This is a genomic window from Pseudomonas sp. GM74 (assembly GCF_000282455.1).
In the GTDB taxonomy this organism is placed as follows: Bacteria; Pseudomonadota; Gammaproteobacteria; order Pseudomonadales; family Pseudomonadaceae; genus Aquipseudomonas.
Map to the genome: position 1 here is coordinate 24,322 of NZ_AKJG01000013.1, position 22,152 is coordinate 46,473.

Here is a 22,152-nt window from a genome sequence, read left to right on the forward strand (position 1 = left end):
CTGCGCCAGAGCGATTCCAGCGTTATGTCAGCGGGTAGCAACCGCCATGCATTCGACTTCCACCCGCGCATTCATTACCAGTTTTTTCGCAGCGAACGTTGTCCGGGCAGGCAATCGATCTGTCGGGAAGTAACGCTTGTAGATTTCGTTCATCGCACCAAAGTCCTTCATATCCGCAAGAATGACCGTGCATTTGGCAACGTTCTCCAAAGACGAACCAGTGCGTTGCAGGGCGCTGCTCAGATTCTCCATGGTTTGGACCATCTGCGGGCCGAAGCCACCCTTGACGAGTTCGTCACCGGCGCTGACGCCAATCACACCTGACAGATGGATCATCTCGCCGACCTGTACCGCATCGGCAAACGGCAGGCCTTCTCCACCTGGGAAGTACCGAGGAAAATCGGGGGCTGCTGGCAAGTACCGCTGGGTAATCGCCTGATACCGGCCATCTTGCTTCAGCCGCTCAAGGGCCAGATTCAGGTTGTCGCGCAATTGAGTATCGGTTTTGCGCAAGGCCATGGCCACGCCGCTGCCCAGCATGGGGTCCTCGAGGGCCGGACCGGAAAAATCGAACGCCTGGCCTTGGGGCTGGCTGAGTAATGCGTAAGTGATTTCGATGGAGTCTTGCAGGGTGGCATCGACCCCCCCCGCAAGCAGGCTCTCGATCAATTGTTGGTTGAAATCGAAACTGCGTACCGTTACCCCGGCCGGAGCCCAACGGGCCTTGGCGAACGCTTCGCGGCTGGTACCCGCGAGGACGCCGACTGTTTTCCCCTTGAGCGATTGCGCATCCGCTTGCAGATTCGCCCCTTTGCGCGCCACAAGGCGGCTGCTCAGGGGGTAGAGATCGTTGGTGAAATCAACCCGCTCTTTACGCGCCGATGTGGCGGTCATCGGCAGGATCACATCAAAGCGGCCAGCTTCAAGGGCTTGAATATTGGAGGCGTAATCCTGATCTATCCAGACACAGCGGGTGTTGAGTTCGGCGCAGAGCGCATGACCCAACTCAATGTTCAATCCCACCAACTCACCCTTGTCGTCACGGTTTTCAAACGGTGGAACAATGGCTTCGATACCGAAACGAATCTGTGGCTCTGGTGCGGACGACACGCAACCAGCGGTCATGACCAGTAGCGACAATAACGAAAAAGATTTCACCTGAGACATGTTGACGGCCTTCATCAGGAATTCATGAACCTGGAATGCTCAACGAATGGCCATTGCATTTCCCAGCAGCGTAATCGCCAATTCTTGTGGGAAATATCTTGATGAATGAGAGAAAAAAACCGCCAGCAATCTCGCAGGGTCAGCGCTTGCCCATCGAACGACGAGTCCCCGGCGGTGCCATGCCCGGGGTTTTGGTGTGGCCGTTCTTGGCGCCGTTCTTGTACCACGGCTGGCTCGAGCCTTTGGCGGCCGCCAGTTCGCCCGGCTTGAACGGGAACTTGAAGGCCGGAATCTCGGCTTTTGTTTCGCCTTCGGCACTGGACTCGAGACTGTCTGGCAGTGTGGCCGGCTCGTCGCGCATGGCGTCGGCGACCGGCGGTTGTTTCGGGGAAGTCATGAAAGCTCCGGGTGATGCATGAAGTGTCGGGCCCGGTGAGCGAGCCGCATGCCACAGTATAAGAAGTGCGGCAGTATAGCGGAACGGCGCCTGCAAGCTTCAAGCGACTAGCTTCAAGTTAAAAACGATGGGGGCGACTTTTAAACTTGCAGCTAGCCGCCTGAAACTTGTAGCTTGCTAAGCATTCTTCACCGCCCGACGAGCCCGCCTCTCATGAAAAAGACTGTCCTGGCTTTCAGCCGCGTCACCCCGGTAATGGTCGAACGCCTGCAACAGGATTTCGATGTCATCGTGCCGAATCCGAAAAACGGCGACATCAACGCCCAATTCAACGAAGCCCTGCCCCACGCCCACGGCCTGATCGGCGTCGGTCGCAAACTTGGCCGCGCCCAACTGGAAAACGCTGCCAGGCTGGAAGTGGTGTCCAGCGTCTCGGTGGGCTACGACAACTATGACCTGGCCTACTTCAACGAACGCGGGATCATGCTGACCAACACGCCGGATGTGCTCACCGAAAGCACCGCCGACCTGGCGTTTGCCCTGTTGATGAGCAGCGCCCGTCGCGTCGCCGAACTGGATGCCTGGACCAAGGCCGGGCAATGGCAGGCCACTGTCGGTGCGCAACTGTTCGGTTGCGATGTGCATGGCAAGACCCTGGGTATCGTCGGCATGGGCAATATCGGTGCGGCCATCGCCCGACGCGGTCGCCTGGGGTTCAACATGCCGGTCATCTACAGCGGCAACAGCCGCAAGACCGCGCTGGAACAGGAACTCGGCGCACAGTACCGCAGCCTCGATCAATTGCTGGCCGAAGCTGATTTCGTCTGCCTGGTCGTGCCGCTCAGCGAGAAAACCAGACATTTGATCAGCCATCGTGAACTGGCGCTGATGAAGCCAAGCGCGATCCTGGTGAATATTTCCCGAGGTCCAGTGGTGGATGAGCCGGCGCTGATCGAAGCGCTGCAAAACAACCGCATCCGTGGTGCCGGGCTGGACGTATACGAAAAGGAACCGCTGGCCGAGTCGCCACTGTTCCAGCTGAACAATGCCGTGACCTTGCCGCACATCGGCTCGGCCACCCATGAGACCCGCGATGCCATGGCCAACCGTGCCTTGGCCAACTTGCGCAGCGCCCTGTTGGGCGAGCGCCCGCAGGATCTGGTCAACCCGCAAGTCTGGAAGGGTTGAAAAAAGGGCAGGCGTTATTTGCGCCTGCCCTTTTATGCAAAGAATAAAACAATATCACTCTCAACCTGTCATAAAACTGCCTGAATACACACCCTGCAATTCAGTCAATAAACAAACAACAAAACAACCCGCTAGACTCTCCTTACTTTTCCAGGAACAACGAAAACATTAAAGGAGATCACCACCTTGAACCAACTTACGACAAGTAAAATCATACGTTTCAGCAAAGCCACACTGATGTTATTCATTAGCTTTTTTGGATTGCTGGTGATGTACAGCAACTTTACAGACTACGCAAGCAACTACGAAAGCATCAGCAACATCCTGAGCATGGAGAGCACAGGTGACGACGGGAGATACAGCTACAGGGCCGTTACCTCGCACATGCTCCACCACCGTATCTACTGGCTCATCATTACACTCGAGGTTATCTACACGATCTTTTTCATGATCGGAACCTGTTATCTTTATAAAAACATGAACGGCAGCGCTGAAGAGTTTCACGAGGCCAAAAAGCCCGCGATCATTGGATTACTCATTGCACTCTTGCTTTACTATGTCGGCTTCCAGGTTATCGGCGTGGAATGGTTCAACATGGACCAATCACACGCTTGGAGTTACAAAGACTGGACCCGGCACATTGTCGACTTCATACTTCCGCTGCTGATTTATATTGCGATCAGAGTCGAGGACTGAGGACTTCAGCGCTCGATGAAAGTCATCTCAAGCGAGCTTGCCACTCCCCTGTACCAAGCGTGGTTTGGGGTTGCGAAACACCAGTACGTTACCCGACATCACCAATACCAGCCCCAACAGCGCCGGCATCGTCCACTGATAACCCTCGACGAACGCTGACACGTTGAGTGCCACCACCGGAAACAGCACCGTGCAGTACGCAGCACGCTCAGGCCCCATGCGGCCGACCAGGGTCAGGTAGGCAGTGAAACCGATCACCGATCCCGGAATCACCAGGTACAACAGTGACCCGATGTAACGTGCGCTCATTTCCATGTCGAAGGGAATGCCTTTGACCAGGCACCACACCGTGAGCATCGCCGCCCCGTAGGCCATGCCCCAGGCATTGGTGGTCAGCGGCTTGAGACCGGCCTTCTGTTGCAGGCTTGAAAGCATGTTGCCCGCCGAGAAACACAAGGTGCCGCACAGGGCCAGACCGAGACCGAGCAAGGTTTCCGGGCTGGCGGCATGCCCGGCCAGCTCCGGCCAGAACAGCAGTCCCAGCCCAAGCAGGCCCAGCACACCGCCCATCAGCACATTGCGGGCGATTTTCTGACCGAAGAACACCCGCGCGTTGAGGGCATTCCACAGGGTGGCGGTGGAAAACACCACGGCCACCAGACCGCTGGGGATCCACTGGCTCGCGGTGAGGAAGCACATGAAGTTGATGCAGAACAGGCACAGGCCCTGAGCCAGACAGATCAGGTGCCCGCGACGGTTCATCACTTGCAAGCGTCGGCTGAGCAGCAGGATCACGAACAGCACCAGCGCGGCGAGGCCGAAGCGATAGACGATCGACACGGGAATGGCCACCACGCCCAGTTGCCATTTCAAGGCAATCCAGGTGGTACCCCAGATCAGCACGGTCAGCAGGTACAAAGAAAGGTTCATGACTAAGGCTCCTCGATAGGAGCCCAGTGTCCGGCGCTACGCCCAGGCGCACTTGCATAAACTTGCGCTTTTGTCCGGCGACACGCTGGCAGGCGCGCGTCTACAGAGTAGGATGCAAGGCGTTGGATGCAGGTGTTAGAGAGCAACGATCATGGCTGCACTGGATACCCTACAAGTTTTTCAAGCCCTCAACCGCTCTCCCAATGCTCGTCTGGAGCACAGCGCCGAGCTCGGTGACGGCTTGTCTGCAGCCTTGTGGAGCAATCACCACGACGCCCAGGAGTACGAAGCGCCCAGCCACCACACGTTGTCCTGTTACATCGCCGGCGGCACCGGCACCTTTCGCCGCGACCGGCCCGGCAACAAGGGCGGCCCGGACAAACTGTGCATCCTCCCGGCCGATCACCAGTCAGGCTGGGTGATCAATGGCGACATCCGCCTGGCACACCTGTATTTCAGCCCCGAACAATTTGCCCTCGGCTGCGTCACCCTGCTCGATCGCGAACCACGGGAAATGCAACTGCGCGAGCAGACCTTTCTCGATGACCCGCAGCAGGCGCTGCGCTTTCGGCAGTTGATCAGCTTGAACTGGGACGAGCCGGGCGAGCGACTGCTCACCAGCAGCCTGGCTCACGAATTGCTCAGCCATGCTCTGCTCAGCCAGGTCAACACCCGGCAAGGCCTGCGCCTTAAAGGTGGATTGGCCGCGCATCAGCGTCGGCATCTGGTGGAGTTCATCGACGGCCATCTGGACGAGGCCATCAGCCTCGGTCAGTTGGCGGCGCTGTGCGCGTTGTCGGAATACCACTTCGCGCGGATGTTCCGCGAAAGCTTCGGCTTGCCACCCCACCAGTACGTGCTGGCGCGGCGCCTGAACCGGGCGCGGGAGTTGCTGCGCACGACGTTGCAGCCATTGGGGGAAATTGCACTGGCTTGCGGCTTTTCCAGTGCCAGCCACTTCACCAATCGGTTCCGCCAGGCGCTGGGTGGAACGCCCGGTGAATATCGACAGGCGTTTTTGCGCTAGTCCCGAGATTTTTCGTGGCCTGTATGAGCGCCTTCGCGGGCAAGCCCGCTCCCACAAGGTTTGGTGGTGCTCAGCTGTTTTGTGATCACCCTTTTCCCCTGTGTGAGCGAGCTTGCTCCGGGCGGCGTTCCGACGATGAACGATGACGCGGTCTATCGTCAGAACTCCAAAGTGCTCGACAACGTCACCTGCCGCGAATCCCCCATCGAAACAAAGAAGCGGCTCGCCGCCGAGGTGTAATAAGTGCGGTCGAACAGGTTCTTCACGTTGAGCTGAAATTTGACCTTCTGCCCTTCGACCCTGGTGTCGTAAGTGGCGAACGCGTCGGCCACGGTGTAGCTCGGCAGGTCGAAATCGTTCACCGCGTTGCCCGCACGCTCACCCACATAACGCGCCCCGGCGCCGACCCGCAGCTGATCACCGCCAATGATGCTGCCGAAGTCATAGACGGCCGAGAGCGAGCCGCTGTTCTTCGCCACGTTTTGCAGTTGATTGCCTTTGTAGTCCGGGTCTTCGGTGACTTCGGCATCGGTGTAGGCATAACTGCCGATCATGCTCCAGCGATCGGTAAGCTGACCGCTCAGGTCCACTTCCAGGCCACGGGAACGCACTTCGCCGGCGGCACTGTAAATCGTGGTCGGGCCTTCGGCGTTGGCCACCAGCACATTGCGTTTCTTGATGTCGAACAGCGCAATGTTGCCGGTGACGCGGCCCGGCAGATCAAGCTTGGCACCCAGTTCCCAGGACTTGGCTTCTTCCGGGGCCATACCGCCGTCAAGCACGGTACTGCTGCCGCTCAGTGGCGCGATGGTGGAGTTGGGTTTGAACGACTCGGTGTAACTGCCGTAGAACGACAAGGCATCGGTGTACTTGTACACAAGGCCCGCGCGCGGCACCCATTTCTGCCCGTTGCTGTCAGTGTTGGCGTGGAACGGCACGCCTTTGCCGGCGTATTGGTCGTATGCCTGGAAACGCGCGCCGGCCACCAGAATCCACTGCTCGTTGAGGTGGATGGAGTCCTGCAGGAACACCGAGTCGCTGCGCAGTTCATCGGTCTGCGCGCTGTCGGCCGCACTGACGGTGGTACCCGGCACCTCCCGACCATAGACCGGATTGACGTAACTGAATGTGGTCAGGCTTTTCTGGCGAATCAGGTCTTCGCGGTAGATCTTGCGGTACTCGTCATCAACGCCGAACAGCAGGTCGTGCTGCATGCCGAGTACGTTCACGTTGCCTTCAAGGCTGGCGGTGGTGAAACGGTCGGTGCTGATCGCATTCCGGGTGCCGTCCATGCTGCGGGTCAGGGTGCCCTTTTTGGTGTCGATGGCGGTCACGCGCACCTGGCTGGCATCGTAGGTTTCGCGGTTCCAGCTATAGCCGAAATGGGCTTTCCAGTTGTCGTTGAGTTCGTGATCGGCCTCGAAATGATAGAGGTCCGAGCGCCCTTCCATGTTGTTGAACGGTTCGTCGAGACGCTCGTTGCGCGAGATGTCCAGCGGGTGGTTGGTGCGTGGATCGATCAGCGTGCCGCGGTCGAACGGTGTGAGAAATTCGCGGTGTTCATAGGAAAACAGCAGGCTGGTGCTTTCGCCGTACCAGGCCAGCGACGGCGCGATCAGGCTTTCGCGATGCACTCCGAAGTTGCGCCAGTAATCTTCGTCTTCGTAGTCCAGCACCATGCGGTAGGCCAGCCCGGAATCGCCTAGGGCACCGGTGCTGTCGAGACCGCCGCCGCTGCCGTTCTTGCCGTCGCCATAACTCGAACCGCGCGCGTTCAGTGCGTTGTACTGCTCAAGCTCGGGCTTCTTGCTGACCATGTTGACCACACCGCCCGGATCCTGGATGCCATAAAGCAACGAGGCCGGGCCCTTGAGCACTTCGACCCGGTCCACGCTGGCGTTGAGGCCACGGCCCTGCACGATCGGCATGCCGTCGCGCATGATCGAGCCGTTACGGTTGTCGCCGAAGCCGCGGACCATCACCGAGTCCTGGGTGCTGCCCAGAGTGTTGGCCTGGGTGATGCCGCTGACATTGGCCAGGGCGTCATCGAGATTGCGCGGCGCCTGGTCGCGGATGACCTGGGCCGGGACGACGTTGATCGTCTGCGGGATTTCCTGAACAGGGGCCGAGGAGCGCATCACCGAAGTGGTGGGTGGCGGCTGGTAGCTCATGGAGTCATCCATCGACGAGGTGATGGTGGTCGCGCCGAGATTCAATGCACCTTCAGTTGGCCGAGGTTCCAGAGCGAAGGTGTGGCCGTCGGTGCGGCGGAAGGTCAAGCCCGAACCGGTAAGCAAGCGTTGCAGGGCCTGTTCGGCGCTCATCTGGCCGTTGATGGCCGGCGCATTCAGACCATAAGGCGCTTCATCGGTGTAGACGACGCTGTTACCGGTCACCCGGCTGAAATCACTCAGGGCCTGGGGCAGCGGTTTGGCGGCCAACGCGAAATTGAATTGCCCACGCGACTGACTGCTGCCCGCCTCTGCGGCCAGCGCCACGCTCAGCGGCAACAATGCCATTGCCGAAAAGCTCAACGCAGACACACCCAACCATTGTTTGACCGAACCCGATTTTGCCCTGGACTTCATTACTCACGACCTGTGTAGAACCGCTACGGATGCGAATGACTCGCAGTTTCAGTCACTACACGAATGACGCTGAGGTTTACCTCATCACAATTTGAAAATATTTTTATTCCGGGTGATGCAGTGTTTGAACTGGCCCCTTCGCGGGCAAGTCGGATCGCCGCACCGCCGCTCCCATAGTTGATCTGTGTCGGACGCGAAATCGGCGTAAACCCACTTACCCTGTGGGAGCGGGCTTGCCCGCGAAGGGGCCACCAGCTTCAACGCAAGATAATCAGATGCCCCAACACCTGATGCTGCTCAAACCCCATCACCCCCTGCAAAGAATTCAACACCGCCTGCGGGTTCTTGCTCGGGAAGCTGCCACTGACCCGGCGTGCCGCCAGTTCATCGTCGAGCAACACGATCCGCCCGGGGTAATAGCGCGCCAAATCCTGTACCACGTCGGCCAACGTCGCCTTGTAGTAATTGAGCCAGCCCTGACGCCAGGCCAACTGCGCTTCGCTGTCCACCGCGTGGAGTGTTTGCGCTGTGCCTTCGCCGTAGGCCACTTGCTGGTCGGCGGTAAGAATTTGCTGTTCGGCGTTCTTGTCCGCCGACACGCCAACCCGCCCCGACAACACCGTGACCTGCGCGCCGTGGGGCTGCAATCGAACTTCGAACTGCGTACCCAGGACCCGCACCCGGCCTTCCTCGGCGTCCACCACAAACGGCTCGCCGGTGTGGGTGACACTGAAAAAACCGGCGCCGCGACGCAGTTGCACATGCCGCTCACCGCGACTGAAATCCACGGCGATGGCGCTGTCGGCATCCAGTGTCACCTGCGACTGATCGGCCAGGGTGACTGTGCGAATTTCCCCAGGTGCCGAGACGTAATCCGCCCCCAGGTCATCCATCCAGCGCATCGGCTGCCAGCCTGTGCCAAGGCTGATCATCAACAGCAGGCACGCGGCCATCACCAACGCACCGGACCAGCGCGCGACCGTGTTGCGCCGCGGCTTTTCCATGGCATTGAGATAGCCCCGCAAGGCAAAGGCGTCTTCATCGGCGAGCGTACGCGCCGGCCCTTCGCTCAACTCCCACAGCACTTGCGCCTGGGCATAGGCTTCGGCATGGGCGGGGTCGGCCTGCAACCATTGGCTGAATGTCGCCTGGTCACCGCTGCTGGGCTGGTTATGCAACAAACTCAGCCAGGCCAGTGCGGCCTGCTCCTGCGCGGGCGTCGGAATGACGCGTTCGAGGTGGTTCACGGTGCTTTCCCTGGCGTTCGTGTTTCGGGCTCCCGAAGGCTCGCCTTGCAGGCTTCGAGGGCGCGCATCATATGTTTTTCCACGGCGCTTTGGGACAAGCCCATGGCCTTGGCGATCTCGGCGTACTTACGGCCATGAATGCGATTGAGCAAAAAGATCTGCCGCGTGCGCTCCGGTAACGCGCGCAACGCAGCTTCGACATGGCGCAAATCGTTGCCCGCCTCCAGCGCGGCTTGTGGTCCGCTGCCATGGCTGTCCGCAGGCTCCACCATCAAGCCTTCGCTAGCCCGGACTCGTGTGCCTTCACTGCGCAAATGGTCGATGGCGATGTTGCCGGCGCAGCGCAGCAAGTAGGTGCTGAGTTCCTCGACCTGCACCAGCGGCCGCCGCCAGAAACGCAGGAACAAGTCCTGAACCAGGTCAGCCGCCGTCGCCCGGCAACCGACGCGACGATTCACCAACGCCTCCATTTGCGAGCGCTGGGAGAGAAACACCTGGAGAAAATGCGCACGGTCGCCGCGCTGCTGATCGAGCTCGATATCGTGGGGGTCGGGGGGCAGAGTGATCATCGTTCATGTTTCGATCTGAAAACCGGGGAGGCCACGACAGCATCAGGGGGCCGGCAAGGTCGCAATATTAATGATAAATATTCTCATATGCAAAAAGATCGGAGGCAGCCCTCTATTACACCCGTTGGTTGCACCGCAAACCTGGCTGCTCCCAGAGCCAGCCAATGGCCATGGAATCCAAAAGCCACCGAAAACAAAACGGGCCTGCAATGCAGGCCCGTTTTCATGGGAAGGTAAAAAGTGAATCAGGTATCAGCCGTTAAGCGCTGCCTGTTCGTTCTCAAGAAACTCTTCTTCCAGCAGATGGTCGGCATGGGCGGCACTCTCGATGGGCACCACATTGGCTCGTTTTCCGCGTAATTTGCCGAACATATGCTCCAGCGCATGTTCAAGTTTGGTGGCCGCTCCGTCGATCGCCTGCTCCATGGTGGAGGCTTTATGGGTGACGGAAACCGGTTGATGGCCTTTTGGCCGCGCCTCCAGCTGGCAGCGCATGTCGTGGGGACCCGGCTTGTCGCCGTTCTCGTCCCGCAGGTGAACCTCGACTCGTGTCAGGTCCTCTTCGTAGCGTTCGAGCGTGCTCTCAATGGTCGTACGTACCCACTCCTCCAGTCGTTTACTGCCTTGAATATGGTTATCGCTATTGACTTGGATTTGCATAGTTCATCCCTTATTTCAGCTAGCTCGCGAGAGGCCGGTCAGCTAAGCCCTTGGGCGTCATCACCGTGACCTCTTGGTTACACAATCGGTCTGTACGCTGAACAATTCAACCCCTGAAAAAAGATAAATATTCATACGCAAAAAAAGCCGGACAAGGAGCAAAAGCGCTGTTAATGTCGGGAGTTGGGTCGCCCTGCTCCTACGTAACAATTACTCACATTTGCCGCTCCCCCAACGGGTGCAGGCTGCGAAAAGCACCCGCCTCCTCCACCAACCAATCGTGCACCGCGCGCACACCCGGATGGCTCAACGCCCCCGGTGCGTAAAGCAGCATGTAGCGCTTGTGATTGGGCACCGCCAGGCCAAACGGCACGATCAAGGCACCACGCTCCAACTCATCATTGAGCAAGGTTCGTCGCGCAATCGCTACGCCCATGCCAGCGATGGCCGCTTCGATGGTCAGGTGATTGCGGTTGAACGTATGCCCGCGTCGCACATCCGCCCCTTCGAAGCCGATGGCATTGAGGTAAAACTCCCATTCCGCGTACTCATAGCTGCCGCGCCAGGCGGTGATGTCGTGCAGCAAGGGAAAGTGCATCAGGTCTGCCGGACCGTGCAGCGGCGGACGACCACGCAACAGGCTCGGCGCGCACACCGGAAAAATCTGTTCATCCAGCAAGGCTGTGGATAACAGGCCTGGGTAGCTGCCGTCGTTCAGGTCGATCGCCAGGTCGAAGTCGCCTTCATGCAGCGGCACGCTGCTGTCCTCGGCCACCAGGCGCAACTGGATGTCGGGAAATCGCTGCTGCAAACGCGGCAGGCGCGGCGTCAGCCATTTGCTCAGGAACGACGGAATCGAACGCACCCGCAGAATCCCGCTGATCATGCCTGCATCCAGTCGCCGCAATTCCGCGTCGATGCTGCCAAAGGCCTCGTTGACGGTAATGGCCAGGCGCTGGCCCTCTGCACTCAGCTCCACCCCGCGGGCCCGGCGATGAAACAGGCGAAAGCCCAGGCGTTCTTCCAGCTGGCGAATCTGTTGGCTCACCGCTCCCGGTGTGATGTGCAGCTCTTCGGCGCATCGGGTGAACGACAGGTGCCGCGCGGCACAGGCAAACACGTTCAGCCAGACATACGTCTGGGCGTGTAATTGACGGCTCATCGTTTAGTACCGCTAAAGGATGTCTTAGGAATTTTCGTTGGTCACACAGGATCGTGACAGGCAGTATCGCCCAAATTGCGCTTGTCCTACAGAAATGGCAGCGATTTCCCTTCCATTGCATGTACAGGCTTTAGCATGGCTATCAGTGTTTTCGATCTCTTCAAAGTCGGCATCGGCCCGTCCAGTTCCCATACCGTCGGTCCGATGCGCGCTGCCGCAACCTTTGCCCAAGCGCTGGTAGATCAGGGTTTTCTGGCTGAGGTGCGACGTGTGGAGATCCGCCTCTTCGGTTCTCTGTCAGCGACCGGCGTCGGCCACGCAACGGACCGCGCCTGCGTCATGGGCTTGATGGGCGAATGGCCTGATCGTATCGATCCCACTACCATCGACAGTCGCATTCACACCCTGCGGGAAACCGGTAAATTGTGTCTGGCAGGTGCCGTGGAAATTGCCTTCGACTGGCAACGCGACCTCCTGCTGCTAGACGAAAGTCTGCCCTACCACCCCAACGCCATGTCCCTGACAGCTTTTAGCGAAACCGGTGAACTGTTCGAGCAGACCTACTACTCGGTGGGCGGCGGTTTCATCATCGAAGCGGCCGAAGCCGAATCCGGGATCGCACCGACCGGCGATGTGGTGCTGCCTTACGACTTTTCCAGTGCCGCCGAACTGCTCAGGCTCTGCAACCAGCACGGGCTGCGGGTGAGTGAACTGATGATGGCCAATGAACGGGCATGGCGCAGTGACGCAGATATTCGCCAGGGTCTGTTGCATATCTGGTCGGTGATGCGCGAATGCGTCGAACAGGGCTTGCGCCACGAAGGCATTCTGCCTGGCGGTCTGAATGTCCCGCGCCGAGCGGCGAAACTGCATCGCAGCCTGCAGGAAATCGGCAAGCCGAATGTCATCACGTCCACGTTGTCAGCGATGGAATGGGTCAACCTGTACGCCCTTGCCGTGAACGAAGAAAACGCGGCCGGCGGGCGCATGGTCACGGCACCGACCAACGGCGCGGCGGGGATCATTCCGGCGGTACTGCACTACTACATGAAATTCAATGCCGACGCGTCTGACGACGATGTGGTCGCGTTCTTCATGGGCGCAGCTGCCGTCGGCATCCTGTGCAAGAAAAACGCTTCGATCTCCGGGGCCGAAGTCGGCTGCCAGGGCGAAGTCGGCTCCGCCTGCGCTATGGCCGCCGCGGGCCTGGCAGAGGTGCTTGGTGCCACCCCGGAGCAATTGGAAAACGCCGCTGAAATCGGCCTGGAACACAACCTCGGCCTTACCTGCGACCCGGTTGGCGGATTGGTGCAAGTACCGTGTATCGAGCGCAACGCGATTGCCGCGGTGAAGGCCATCAACGCCACGCAAATGGCCCTGCGCGGCGACGGCAAACACTTCATTTCCCTGGACCGGGTGATCCGCACCATGCGCGACACCGGGGCCGACATGCACGACAAGTACAAAGAGACGTCGCGGGGCGGCCTGGCGGTGAACTGGGTGGAATGCTGATCGCTTTGGAGGCACGTCGAGGCTTAGTGCCCTGAAACGTGCAGAAAACGCGGCCCCTGTAGGAGCGAGCTTGCTCGCGAAAAACCAAAAGGCACCGTGGGGTGTCTGGGTTTACGCGTTATCGTTGACGACCATCGCGAGCAAGCTCGCTCCTACAGAACCAGTTTTTTGTCCGACAATTTTGTCGGCATGCCCCTTGCTACATCCTGCCTGGAACAATGATGGCGAGATGGCCGGTGGTCTGACATAGCGAACCAACCCGATCACGGCCGGTCAACAACTGCACGTTCAATCAGGCGGTGACGCATCATGGACAACCCTTTCCAGCTCATTACCGATGCCTTTGCAGCGGATTACCAGATCAACCTGAGCATTCAGGGCCTGGACGGCAGCATCATGCTGACCCTGTCCAACAGTGGGCGCGTGGTGGCCAAGCGCATGATCAGCGCCGAACAACGCAATGACCCCGAGCGCCTGAAACGACTGGTGCAAAGCATTCAATTCGGCATTGCCATCGAGCAGGGCCACAGCGCCGTGACCATCCTCGAATCCATGACCGATGACGGCACCCGCAGCCTGCCGCCACCGGCCAATGGCCGCCCCCGACCCGCCATGGGGCTTTAAAGCTCGCCCTTTTCTACTTCCGGATGTTCACTGGAGCCCGCACCTGTTTTGCGGTGTGGGTTCTCGATCTTCACCGAAGGAAATTGCGACGAAGCGTAACGCACCACCAGGATCGCAAACGCCAACAGCAGAATCCCGCCGCACAGGTAGATGATCCCCAGGTCCGGCGGGTTATGGTGCGAAACGTTGGAAATCAGCAGCCGCGTCAACGCGGTGATTGCCACATAGATCAGGAAGCGCACGGGCATGTGGTTGGTCTTGAAGTAAATCCCGACCATCGCCCCCAGTTCCAGGTAGATGAACAGCAGCAAGATGTCATCGATCTTGATGTGCCCTTCTTCGATCATCCCGAGAAATTCCATCACCGCCGCCCACGCGGTCACCGCACCAATGGCGAACAGCGCCAGGTAGTGAAAGGTTTCGACGAACAGATTGCCCAGGGACTCGGCCAGTTCATGCACGTTCTGCCGCAGTTTTTCGGCCCAGTTGATTTTCACGATGCTGCTTCCTTAGGTCGACTCGACCGGATGATGCGGGTTGGACGTGACGGTTTTCCTGCATGCAGAAAAAAGGCCAGCCCATGATGGCGAGCCGCTCTGGATTGCGCGCCGTGGCGTTTGGTCGCACCTGCGCAGCGCCTTGCCTGACAAATCCAGAATCCGGTCTACATTAAAAAGCCACTACCCAAGAGACAGGGTTTCGCCTATCCTTTAGCTGTATATAGATACAGTAGTCGAAATCGACAACCAATGTGAAGGCATGTGAGGTGGTGAATGGCCGTCGAAGTGGTATACCGCAGCAGCCGAGATCTGGAGCGCTTGTTCATGGATAAAGCCGAAGCTGACCGTCATGACAAAATGCTCGAACTGGCTGAATTGCTGGCTGAAGTGTTGCAAAAAGCCGTTCCGTCCCTGACCGAGCAGCAAGTGGAAGAAGCCGGGATTTACATGGCGAAAAATCGCGACGTGTTCGCCAAGGCGTTCAAGAGCCAGCCGGACGCCCTGTCCGAACTGCTCAGCGCACCGGTTGAAGTCGCACAACCTGTTGCGGCGACCGAGGTCGTTGAGGCCGCTGAGCCGATCACCCCGGCCAAGCCTGCCAAAGCCCCCAAAGCCGCCAAGTAGGCAAAGCCCGAATTGAACAGGCCCTGAGTCGAATGACCCAGGGCCTTTTTCATGCCTGTGGATAACGCATGCCCAATTCAGCGGTACAACACTTTCTCCGCCAACTCGTCGGCCACCCGAGCCGGGGAGCGTTTTTCCGCCTGGGCATGGGCGAACACTTCGGTCAGGCGCGAGCTGATTTTCGACAGGTGCGCGGTGATGGTCGACAGTTCTTCACCACGGTGTTTGAGCGACACGTAAATCAGCCCACCGGCGTTGATCACATAATCTGGTGCGTACAGGATGCCGCGGCGTTCCAGTTGGTCGGCGACATCCAGATGTGTCAGCTGATTGTTCGCCGAACCGGCCACCGCCGAGCAGCGCAGTTGCGTCACGGTATGGCTGTTGAGTACACCGCCCAGCCCGCAGGGCGCGAGGATGTCGCAAGGAGTGCTGAGCAGCGCTTCGTTGGCAATCGGGTGGGCGCCGAGTTGCTCCATGGCCAGTTGCACCTTGCCGTGATCGATGTCGCTGACCAGCAGTTCGGCACCGGCGGCGTGCAACTGTTCTGCCAAGGCATAACCGACATTGCCCAGGCCCTGGATGGCCACGCGCAGGCCTTCGAGGTTATCGCTGCCCAGTCGCGCCATCGCAGTGGCGCGAATGCCGGTGAACACGCCCATCGCCGCGTGTGGCGCGGGGTCGCCCGCCGAGGTGGTGCTGGTGACGTGCTGGGTCTGCTGGGCGATGCAATCCATGTCCGCCACTGAAGTACCGCTGTCGATGGCGGTGATGTAGCGACCCTCGAGCTGTTCGATGCAGCGTCCGAAGGCTTCGAACAGCGCTGCACGGTTTTCCACATGGGCCGGGCGCACGATCACCGCCACGCCGCCGCCCTGGGCCAGACCGGCCAGCGCTGCCTTGTAGCTCATGCCCTGGGCCAGGCGCACGGCATCCTCGACCGCCGATTCGTCGCTCGGGTAGGCAAGGTAACGACAACCACCCAGGGCAGGCCCCAGCCGGCTGTTATGAATGGCAATGACCGCCTTCAACCCGGTGACCGAGTCAACGCTCAGATGCAGCGATTCAAGGCGGGTGCTTTGCATGAGAGCGAACATCGTAAGGCTCCCGAATCACTTCTTGTAGTCGCCAGTATAGGCTTGCGCCCAAAAATTGCAGAAGCGCACCGGAATAAGCACGGCCCCAAAGCAGGCTTTCGGAAATAACCGGTGGTCGCCCTTGTGCAGCACTGGACGAAAGCCGGAGAGGGGGCTAAAACGAGGCATTGCCCGGAGATTTTGATGACCCCGCGCCAATCGTTTTTCGCCTGCCTGCTACGTTCACCGCCCGCGCTGTTCGAGGCGGCTCTGTGGATTGCGGCCGAGCACGACAGCGAGGTGCAGCCGCAAGCGCTGTTGGCCGATTTCCAGGTGTTGCAACAACGGGTCAGTGGCGGCTTGCCGATGCTGCCGGTCAGCGAACTGGCCCAGCCACTGCTGCGGCGCATGAATGACCTTGGCTTCGCCCAGGACGACTTCACACCCTTGCGCCCGCAAGTGGCACTGATTGACAAAGTACTGGAGCGCCGACGAGGGCAACCCTTGACGCTGGGGTTGATTGCGCTGGAGTTGGCCAGGGGCCTGGAGATTCCCATGGTCGGGGTCAACTTCCCCGGGCATTTCCTGCTGCGGGTTCCGGGCGCCGATCATTTGCTCGATCCCTGCGGCGGCCGTCGCCTTTATCCGAACGATTGTCGAGAACTGCTGCACCGCCAGTACGGCCCGAACATGAAGCTCAGCGCCGAGCACCTGGTTACCGCCGAGCCAGTGCAGATGCTGCAACGGTTGTCGCGCAACCTGCGCCAGCTGTACCTGTCCCACGACGATGTCATCAATGCCTTGATCGACGCCGAGCGCGTCCTGGAACTGGGCAATGCCACTGCCGCCGATTATCTGGCCCGGGCCAGCCTGTACCAACGGCTGGACTGCCCGAATGCCGAGCGTTTTGACCTCGAGCATGCGCTGCTGCTCAGTGACGACCCGATCCAGCGGATTCGCCTGACGGAACGGCTGGGGCATTTGCCGCCGAACGCCATCGTTCACTAATCACAATAAACCTTGTGGGAGCGGTGGTGCGGCAGTCCGACTTGCTCGCGAAGAGGGCGTGTCAGCCAACAATAATGTGGCTGACACACCGCTTTCGCGAGCAAGTCGGACCGCCGCACCGCCGCTCCCACATTGGGTTATGGTGTATCTGGCTGATTCGCCGGATGCGCCTTGATGAACGCCGGATGCGTCGCCGCCAATGCCGCCACTCGCCGGATGCGTGGATAAGCCTCAAGGGAAACATTGAAGCGCTCGGCCGCGTACAACTGCGGGATCAGGTAGACGTCCGCCAGCCCAGGCTCGGGGCCGAAGCAGTAACCGTCATCACCGATCAATTGCTCCACCGTGGCCAGCCCCTGGCCGATCCAGTGGCCGATCCACTCCACCACCTGCGGTTCGTCGTAGCCCGACTGGCGCAACCGATTGAGCACGCTGACGTTGTGCAGCGGGTGCACATCGCAGCCGATCACTGCCGCCACGCCGCGCTCGTGAGCGCGCGCAGCCAGGTCTTTGGACAGCAGCGGGACCTGTGGATAACGTTCCTCCAGGTACTCGATGATCGCGGGAGACTGGATCAGCAACTCGCCTTCATCGGTGCGCAAGGCCGGCACCCGGCCTTGCGGGTTGATACCCAGATAAGCCGGCTGCCGATGCTCGCCGCCCTGGGGTGCGATCAGGTTGACTGGCAAAGATTGATAATCCAGGCCCTTGAGTGCCAACGCGATACGCACCCGGTACGAAGATGTCGAACGGTAGTAGGTATAGAGATCCATGCCCTGCTCCTCTCAGCGCGCCGGCAGCACTTTGCCGCGGCATTCACCGAAACCGATGGACGCGAAACCGTCGCGGCGGCAACGGCCGCGCAGGATGATTTCGTCTCCGTCCTCAAGGAATTTACGCACCTCGCCCGAGGCCAGTTCGATCGGCTTTTTACCGCCTTCGGTAATTTCCAGCAGGCTGCCGAACTGACCGCTCTGTGGCCCCGACAAGGTGCCAGAACCGAACAAGTCACCGGCCTGCAATTGGCAACCGTTGACGCTGTGGTGCGCGACCATTTGCGCCACGGTCCAGTACATGTGCCCGGTGTTGCTCAGGGTCAGGCGATGGGCTGGCAGGTTCTGTTCGCGCATGGCTTCGGTGAGCAGCAACACTTCCAGTTCGATGTCGAATGCTCCAGCGGCCTGGTCGCGCTTGTCGAACAGATACGGCAGCGGCTGCGGATCGCCTTCGGGACGCGCAGGCTGGGCACGACGGAACGGCTCCAGCGCTTCGGCGGTGACCACCCACGGCGAGATGCTGGTGATGAAGCTTTTCGACAGGAACGGCCCCAGCGGCTGATATTCCCAGGCCTGGATGTCCCGTGCCGACCAGTCGTTGAGCAGGCAGAAACCGGCGATGTGATCGGCGGCGTCGCCAATGGCAATCGAGTCGCCCATGTCGTTGCCCTGGCCGATCCAGATGCCCAGCTCCAGCTCGTAGTCCAGGCGCGCGCAAGGGCCAAAGGTCGGTTCACTCTGACCGGCCGGCAAGGTCTGGCCTTTCGGGCGACGTACATCGGTGCCGGAGGGGCGAATGGTCGATGCGCGGCCGTGATAGCCGATTGGCACGTACTTGTAGTTGGGCAGCAACGGGTTGTCGGGACGGAACAGTTTGCCGACGTTCTGCGCGTGCTCGATGCCGACGTAGAAGTCGGTGTAATCGTTGATTTTCGCCGGCAGGTGCATCTCGCAATCCGCCGCCAGCGGCAGCAGTTTTGCGCCCTGGGCTTCGATCTTGCCGTGCAGGGTGCTGCCCTCGACGAACAGTTCCAGCAAACGCTCGCGCAACGCGACGCGAGCCTCGCGGCCCAGTTCGAAGAATGCATTCAGCTGGCCGCCACGGGTGGCCTCGACGGCAGCCTTCGCGGCGCCATCGAACAACCCGGCCTCCAGGGCCGCTTGCAGATCAAAGATATGCTCGCCAATGGCCACGCCACTGCGCGGTGCCGAACCGTTGAGACTGAACACGCCCAGCGGCAGGTTTTGCAGGGGGAAATCCGCGTGGCCGTTGGCGGATGCAACCCAGCTGCGAGTGATGGAAGTCTGCGTCATGGGTTATCTCCGGGTCGGGTCGAAAGTGGCGGGCAACGTAGCCCAGCAAGCGTCGTATGTGTTTTGCAGTTGCGGGCAATCGAGGGCGAAACGGCTTGGGCGCAACACCTGGCTGGTCTCGAACATGAACGCCATGGTGTTGTCGATTTTCGCCGGCTTGAGGTCGGCGTTGATCGCTTTGGTGCAAGTCTCTCCGTCGGGACCGTGGGCGCTCATGCAGCTGTGCAGCGAAGCACCGCCGGGCACAAAGCCTTCAGCCTTGGCGTCGTATTCGCCCTGGATCAATCCCATGAATTCGTTCATCAGGTTGCGATGGAACCACGGCGGACGGAAGGTTTTCTCGGCCACCATCCAGCGCGGCGGGAAGATCACGAAGTCAAGGTTGGCCAGGCCGTGAACGCTGGTCGGTGAAGTCAGCACGGTGAAGATCGACGGATCGGGGTGATCGAAACTGACGGTGCCGATGGTGTTGAAGCGGCGCAGGTCATATTTGTACGGCACGTTGTTACCGTGCCAGGCGACCACGTTAAGCGGCGAATGATTGAGCTCGCAGGCCCACAACTGGCCAAGGAACTTCTGCACCAGCGTGGTGGGTTGTTGCAGGTTTTCGTAGGCCGCCACCGGGGTCAGGAAATCCCGCGGATTGGCCAGGCCATTGCTGCCAATCGGCCCCAGGTCCGGTAGTCGCAACGGCGCACCGTGGTTTTCCGCGACGTAACCGCGGGCTTGCGGGTCGAGCAGTTCGATGCGGAATTTAAGGCCGCGAGGCAGTACGGCAATTTCCAGCGGTTCCAGTTCAAGCACGCCCAGCTCGGTGGCAATGCGCAGGCGCCCCCGTTCAGGCACCAGCAACATCTCGCCGTCGGCGTTGAAGAACACGCGCTCCATGGAACGGTTGGCGCGGTAGTTGTAGATGCTGATCCCGGTCGGTTTTTCTGCGCCCGAGTTGGCGGCCATGCTCACCAGGCCGTCGATGAAATCGGTCGGCTCGGCGGGAATGTCCAGCGGGTTCCAGCGCAGGCGGTTGGGGGTCACCTCGCCCAGCGGGCCGCCGGCCAGTTGCCGGTCCAGCTTGACGAATGCCGGGTGATTGGCCGACGGCTGAATACGGTACATCCAGGTCCGCCGCGCTTCGCTGCGCGCCATGGTGAACGCCGTGCCGGAGAACAGTTCGGTGTAAAGGCCGTACGGGGCTTTTTGCGGGGAGTTCTGGCCAACAGGCAGTGCGCCGGGCAACGCTTCGCTGCTGAATTCGTTGCCGAAGCCTGACAGGTAGGCCAGCGCTGGCGTCGTTGAATCGGGGTTCATGGAGCCTCCTGAACAGGGAGTCGGCAGTGGCCGCTCGCTCTATTGCAGAGGTCGAGGCACGCCCGGGTTGTTTTTATCGTAATTTGATTACGCATAACGTAATTTGATTGGTATTGACCGTCAAGCTATAAAGACGCCCATTCGTCCCGGGATCCCAGCCACCATGGAAAAAACCAGCGACAACAACGGTAAACAGAAAGTCCGCTCGGCCGAGGTTGGCACCGACATCCTCAAGGCGCTGGCCGAGTTGTCGCCTTCGACTTCGCTGTCGCGCCTGGCCGAACACGTGCAGATGCCGGCGAGCAAGGTTCACCGCTATTTGCAGGCCCTGATCGCCAGCGGATTCGCCGAACAGAACGCCGCCACCAACCATTACGGTCTGGGTCGCGAAGCCTTGCGCGTCGGGTTGGCGGCACTCAACAGTATGGACGTGCTGAAAGTCGCCGCCCTGCCCCTGGCTGAACTGCGCGACGACTTGAACGAAACCTGTTTTCTGGCGGTGTGGGGCAATCAGGGCGCGACCGTGGTGCATATCGAACCGGCGGTGCGTGCGGTGACGGTGGTGACACAACTGGGCTCGGTGTTGCCATTGCTCAGTTCTTCGACGGGACTGGTATTTGGCGCCTACTTGCCTGCGCGTGAAACCGTGGACCTGCGTGAACAGGAATTGCAGAACAGCACCGCCCACGCCTTGGCCGATCAGCAGGCGTACACGACGATGTGCGAACAGATCCGCCAACGGGGCCTGCATCATGTGCATGGATTGTTGATGCCCGGTGTGGATGCCTTGTCGGCGCCTGTGTTCAACGCGATGGGCAAGATTGCGGCAGTGCTGACGGTGGTGGGGCCGACGTCGCTGTTTCATGCCGACGAAAATGGCCCCGCAGCGCAGCGATTACTGGCTGCGACACGGGCCATCAGTTGGCGGATGGGCTACGAGAGTCCTTCCGTATCAGATCAGGAACTGCGGAGCGATTTCGATCACTAGGTCACTGATATCCTTGATCGTGAGTTGCGGATGCAAATGAGCTTCCCGGGAACTGTAGGCGATCGAAAAAACACCAACTCCTTCGCCGTGATAGTAAGGAATTTCATTATGTTGAAAATGAACAAAGACATCTTCGGCCAGCCTTCGGGACTGAGTTATTCTCCGTCCGCCCGGCTCAATCACAAAACTGGTCACGTACACGTTATCAATATTGATCTCGGGGATTTGATGTTTTAACGCTGCGTGGACTTGCTCGATGCCCGAAACATTGATCTCGCGCTTTGAAAGATTGATTGAGGGTGCATCGGTGAGCAGGCGCACGACATCAATAACTATCTCCTCAAACTGTATAAGGCCGAGCCCTTTAACCCGATGTTTCGGCTCGTAAGAAAACCGCCGATCGAAGATGCCATTTAGGCCATGATCATAATTAGGCATTGCCTCCTTCTCAACCCACTCCAGCGTTTCATCGAATAACGTCCTGGACTCGCCGACACCAGTGCCAACTAAATCAACCAGGGTATTCAGATAGGTAAAGTACGGATTGATTTCGAGTTCCCCCAAGCGCTCAGCCAACAGCACCTCGACGGCGAAATCCGCACGAATACGCTTCAATCGCAAAACCTTACTGTAAGAAAAAAAACTGTCACTCATACAGACTTCCTGTCACGTTAAAGAGCCGAGCATCCTGCTCGAACTGTCGACCAATATACTGACAATGCAACAAATTGCTTATTTATCAGCGCCGACTACCATACTAATCAACACGGTTATTTATGCACGCGACCGTA

21 protein-coding genes and 1 pseudogene are annotated in these 22,152 nt (G+C 59.5%); 8 read left to right on the top strand and 14 right to left on the bottom strand.

The window, feature by feature from the left end:
- Nucleotides 1–27: 27 nt before the first annotated feature.
- Together PMI34_RS23440 and PMI34_RS23435 are read right to left on the bottom strand one after the other, a co-directional pair.
- Nucleotides 28–1,167, bottom strand: coding sequence for a transporter substrate-binding domain-containing protein (locus PMI34_RS23440; RefSeq protein WP_008046762.1), 1,140 nt, complete (start codon nt 1,165–1,167; stop codon nt 28–30).
- Between the two features lie 139 nt (nt 1,168–1,306).
- Nucleotides 1,307–1,564 (bottom strand): hypothetical protein, encoded by a 258-nt coding sequence (locus tag PMI34_RS23435; RefSeq protein ID WP_008046763.1) that lies wholly within the window; start codon nt 1,562–1,564, stop codon nt 1,307–1,309.
- 213 nt (nt 1,565–1,777) lie between these two features.
- On the opposite strand from PMI34_RS23435, the gene PMI34_RS23430 reads away from it, so the two are divergent.
- On the top strand, nt 1,778–2,752 hold the full coding sequence (locus tag PMI34_RS23430) for a 2-hydroxyacid dehydrogenase (RefSeq protein WP_008046764.1): 975 nt from the start codon (nt 1,778–1,780) through the stop codon (nt 2,750–2,752).
- A 186-nt stretch (nt 2,753–2,938) separates the two neighbouring features.
- Nucleotides 2,939–3,448 (top strand): DUF2165 domain-containing protein, encoded by a 510-nt coding sequence (locus PMI34_RS23425; protein ID WP_008046765.1) that lies wholly within the window; start codon nt 2,939–2,941, stop codon nt 3,446–3,448.
- A 27-nt stretch (nt 3,449–3,475) separates the two neighbouring features.
- Here PMI34_RS23425 and PMI34_RS23420 read toward each other — a convergent pair whose 3' ends face one another.
- Nucleotides 3,476–4,378, bottom strand: a complete 903-nt coding sequence (locus PMI34_RS23420; protein ID WP_008046766.1) for a DMT family transporter — start codon at nt 4,376–4,378, stop codon at nt 3,476–3,478.
- A gap of 151 nt (nt 4,379–4,529) precedes the next feature.
- Between PMI34_RS23420 and PMI34_RS23415 the strand changes: the two genes are divergently transcribed.
- On the top strand, nt 4,530–5,405 hold the full coding sequence (locus PMI34_RS23415) for a helix-turn-helix domain-containing protein (RefSeq protein WP_008046767.1): 876 nt from the start codon (nt 4,530–4,532) through the stop codon (nt 5,403–5,405).
- A gap of 158 nt (nt 5,406–5,563) precedes the next feature.
- On the opposite strand, the gene PMI34_RS23410 is transcribed toward PMI34_RS23415, so the two are convergent.
- From PMI34_RS23410 to PMI34_RS23390, 5 genes are all read right to left on the bottom strand, one after another.
- Complete coding sequence (locus tag PMI34_RS23410; RefSeq protein WP_008046768.1) at nt 5,564–7,993, bottom strand: TonB-dependent siderophore receptor; 2,430 nt, start codon at nt 7,991–7,993, stop codon at nt 5,564–5,566.
- Between the two features lie 257 nt (nt 7,994–8,250).
- Entirely contained in the window at nt 8,251–9,240 is a 990-nt protein-coding gene (locus PMI34_RS23405; protein WP_008046769.1) for a FecR family protein, read from the bottom strand.
- Nucleotides 9,237–9,809, bottom strand: a complete 573-nt coding sequence (locus PMI34_RS23400) for an RNA polymerase sigma factor (RefSeq protein WP_008046770.1) — start codon at nt 9,807–9,809, stop codon at nt 9,237–9,239. The genes PMI34_RS23405 and PMI34_RS23400 overlap by 4 nt, the downstream gene beginning before the upstream one ends.
- 252 nt (nt 9,810–10,061) lie before the next feature.
- Nucleotides 10,062–10,469 carry an HPF/RaiA family ribosome-associated protein gene (locus PMI34_RS23395; RefSeq protein ID WP_008046771.1) on the bottom strand — a complete coding sequence of 136 codons (408 nt, stop codon included), beginning with the start codon at nt 10,467–10,469 and terminating at the stop codon, nt 10,062–10,064.
- A gap of 214 nt (nt 10,470–10,683) precedes the next feature.
- Nucleotides 10,684–11,631 carry a LysR substrate-binding domain-containing protein gene (locus tag PMI34_RS23390; protein ID WP_008046773.1) on the bottom strand — a complete coding sequence of 316 codons (948 nt, stop codon included), beginning with the start codon at nt 11,629–11,631 and terminating at the stop codon, nt 10,684–10,686.
- Nucleotides 11,632–11,766: 135 nt separating this feature from the next.
- Between PMI34_RS23390 and PMI34_RS23385 the strand changes: the two genes are divergently transcribed.
- Both PMI34_RS23385 and PMI34_RS23380 read left to right on the top strand, forming a co-directional pair.
- The gene (locus tag PMI34_RS23385) at nt 11,767–13,143 is read left to right on the top strand and encodes an L-serine ammonia-lyase (protein ID WP_008046775.1); all 1,377 of its coding nucleotides are present in this window, start codon (nt 11,767–11,769) and stop codon (nt 13,141–13,143) included.
- Nucleotides 13,144–13,452: 309 nt separating this feature from the next.
- Complete coding sequence (locus tag PMI34_RS23380) at nt 13,453–13,767, top strand: DUF3509 domain-containing protein (RefSeq protein ID WP_008046777.1); 315 nt, start codon at nt 13,453–13,455, stop codon at nt 13,765–13,767.
- Here PMI34_RS23380 and PMI34_RS23375 read toward each other — a convergent pair.
- Nucleotides 13,764–14,264, bottom strand: coding sequence for a phosphate-starvation-inducible protein PsiE (locus PMI34_RS23375; protein WP_008000650.1), 501 nt, complete (start codon nt 14,262–14,264; stop codon nt 13,764–13,766). The genes PMI34_RS23380 and PMI34_RS23375 overlap by 4 nt on opposite strands.
- 276 nt (nt 14,265–14,540) lie before the next feature.
- Here PMI34_RS23375 and PMI34_RS23370 point away from each other — a divergent pair.
- Nucleotides 14,541–14,780: pseudogene (locus PMI34_RS23370) on the top strand (YebG family protein); the annotation flags it as partial.
- A gap of 188 nt (nt 14,781–14,968) precedes the next feature.
- Here PMI34_RS23370 and PMI34_RS23365 read toward each other — a convergent pair.
- On the bottom strand, nt 14,969–15,988 hold the full coding sequence (locus PMI34_RS23365) for a Glu/Leu/Phe/Val dehydrogenase family protein (RefSeq protein ID WP_008046782.1): 1,020 nt from the start codon (nt 15,986–15,988) through the stop codon (nt 14,969–14,971).
- A 183-nt stretch (nt 15,989–16,171) separates the two neighbouring features.
- On the opposite strand from PMI34_RS23365, the gene PMI34_RS23360 reads away from it, so the two are divergent.
- The gene (locus PMI34_RS23360) at nt 16,172–16,975 is read left to right on the top strand and encodes a SirB1 family protein (protein ID WP_008046784.1); all 804 of its coding nucleotides are present in this window, start codon (nt 16,172–16,174) and stop codon (nt 16,973–16,975) included.
- A gap of 137 nt (nt 16,976–17,112) precedes the next feature.
- On the opposite strand, the gene maiA is transcribed toward PMI34_RS23360, so the two are convergent.
- From maiA to hmgA, 3 genes are read right to left on the bottom strand one after another with little or no spacing between them, the layout of a single operon-like run.
- A complete protein-coding gene (gene maiA / locus PMI34_RS23355) occupies nt 17,113–17,748 on the bottom strand; it encodes a maleylacetoacetate isomerase (RefSeq protein WP_008046786.1) in 636 nt (211 codons plus the stop codon).
- Between the two features lie 12 nt (nt 17,749–17,760).
- A complete protein-coding gene (fahA, locus tag PMI34_RS23350; RefSeq protein ID WP_008046788.1) occupies nt 17,761–19,065 on the bottom strand; it encodes a fumarylacetoacetase in 1,305 nt (434 codons plus the stop codon).
- Nucleotides 19,066–19,068: 3 nt separating this feature from the next.
- Nucleotides 19,069–20,373, bottom strand: a complete 1,305-nt coding sequence (hmgA, locus tag PMI34_RS23345) for a homogentisate 1,2-dioxygenase (protein WP_008046789.1) — start codon at nt 20,371–20,373, stop codon at nt 19,069–19,071.
- Between the two features lie 163 nt (nt 20,374–20,536).
- Here hmgA and PMI34_RS23340 point away from each other — a divergent pair, with 163 nt between their 5' ends.
- The gene (locus PMI34_RS23340) at nt 20,537–21,361 is read left to right on the top strand and encodes an IclR family transcriptional regulator (protein WP_008046790.1); all 825 of its coding nucleotides are present in this window, start codon (nt 20,537–20,539) and stop codon (nt 21,359–21,361) included.
- Here PMI34_RS23340 and PMI34_RS23335 read toward each other — a convergent pair.
- Nucleotides 21,326–22,015: a hypothetical protein gene (locus PMI34_RS23335; protein WP_008046791.1), complete on the bottom strand. Its 690-nt coding sequence runs from the start codon at nt 22,013–22,015 to the stop codon at nt 21,326–21,328. The genes PMI34_RS23340 and PMI34_RS23335 overlap by 36 nt on opposite strands.
- Between the last annotated feature and the right edge of the window lie 137 nt (nt 22,016–22,152).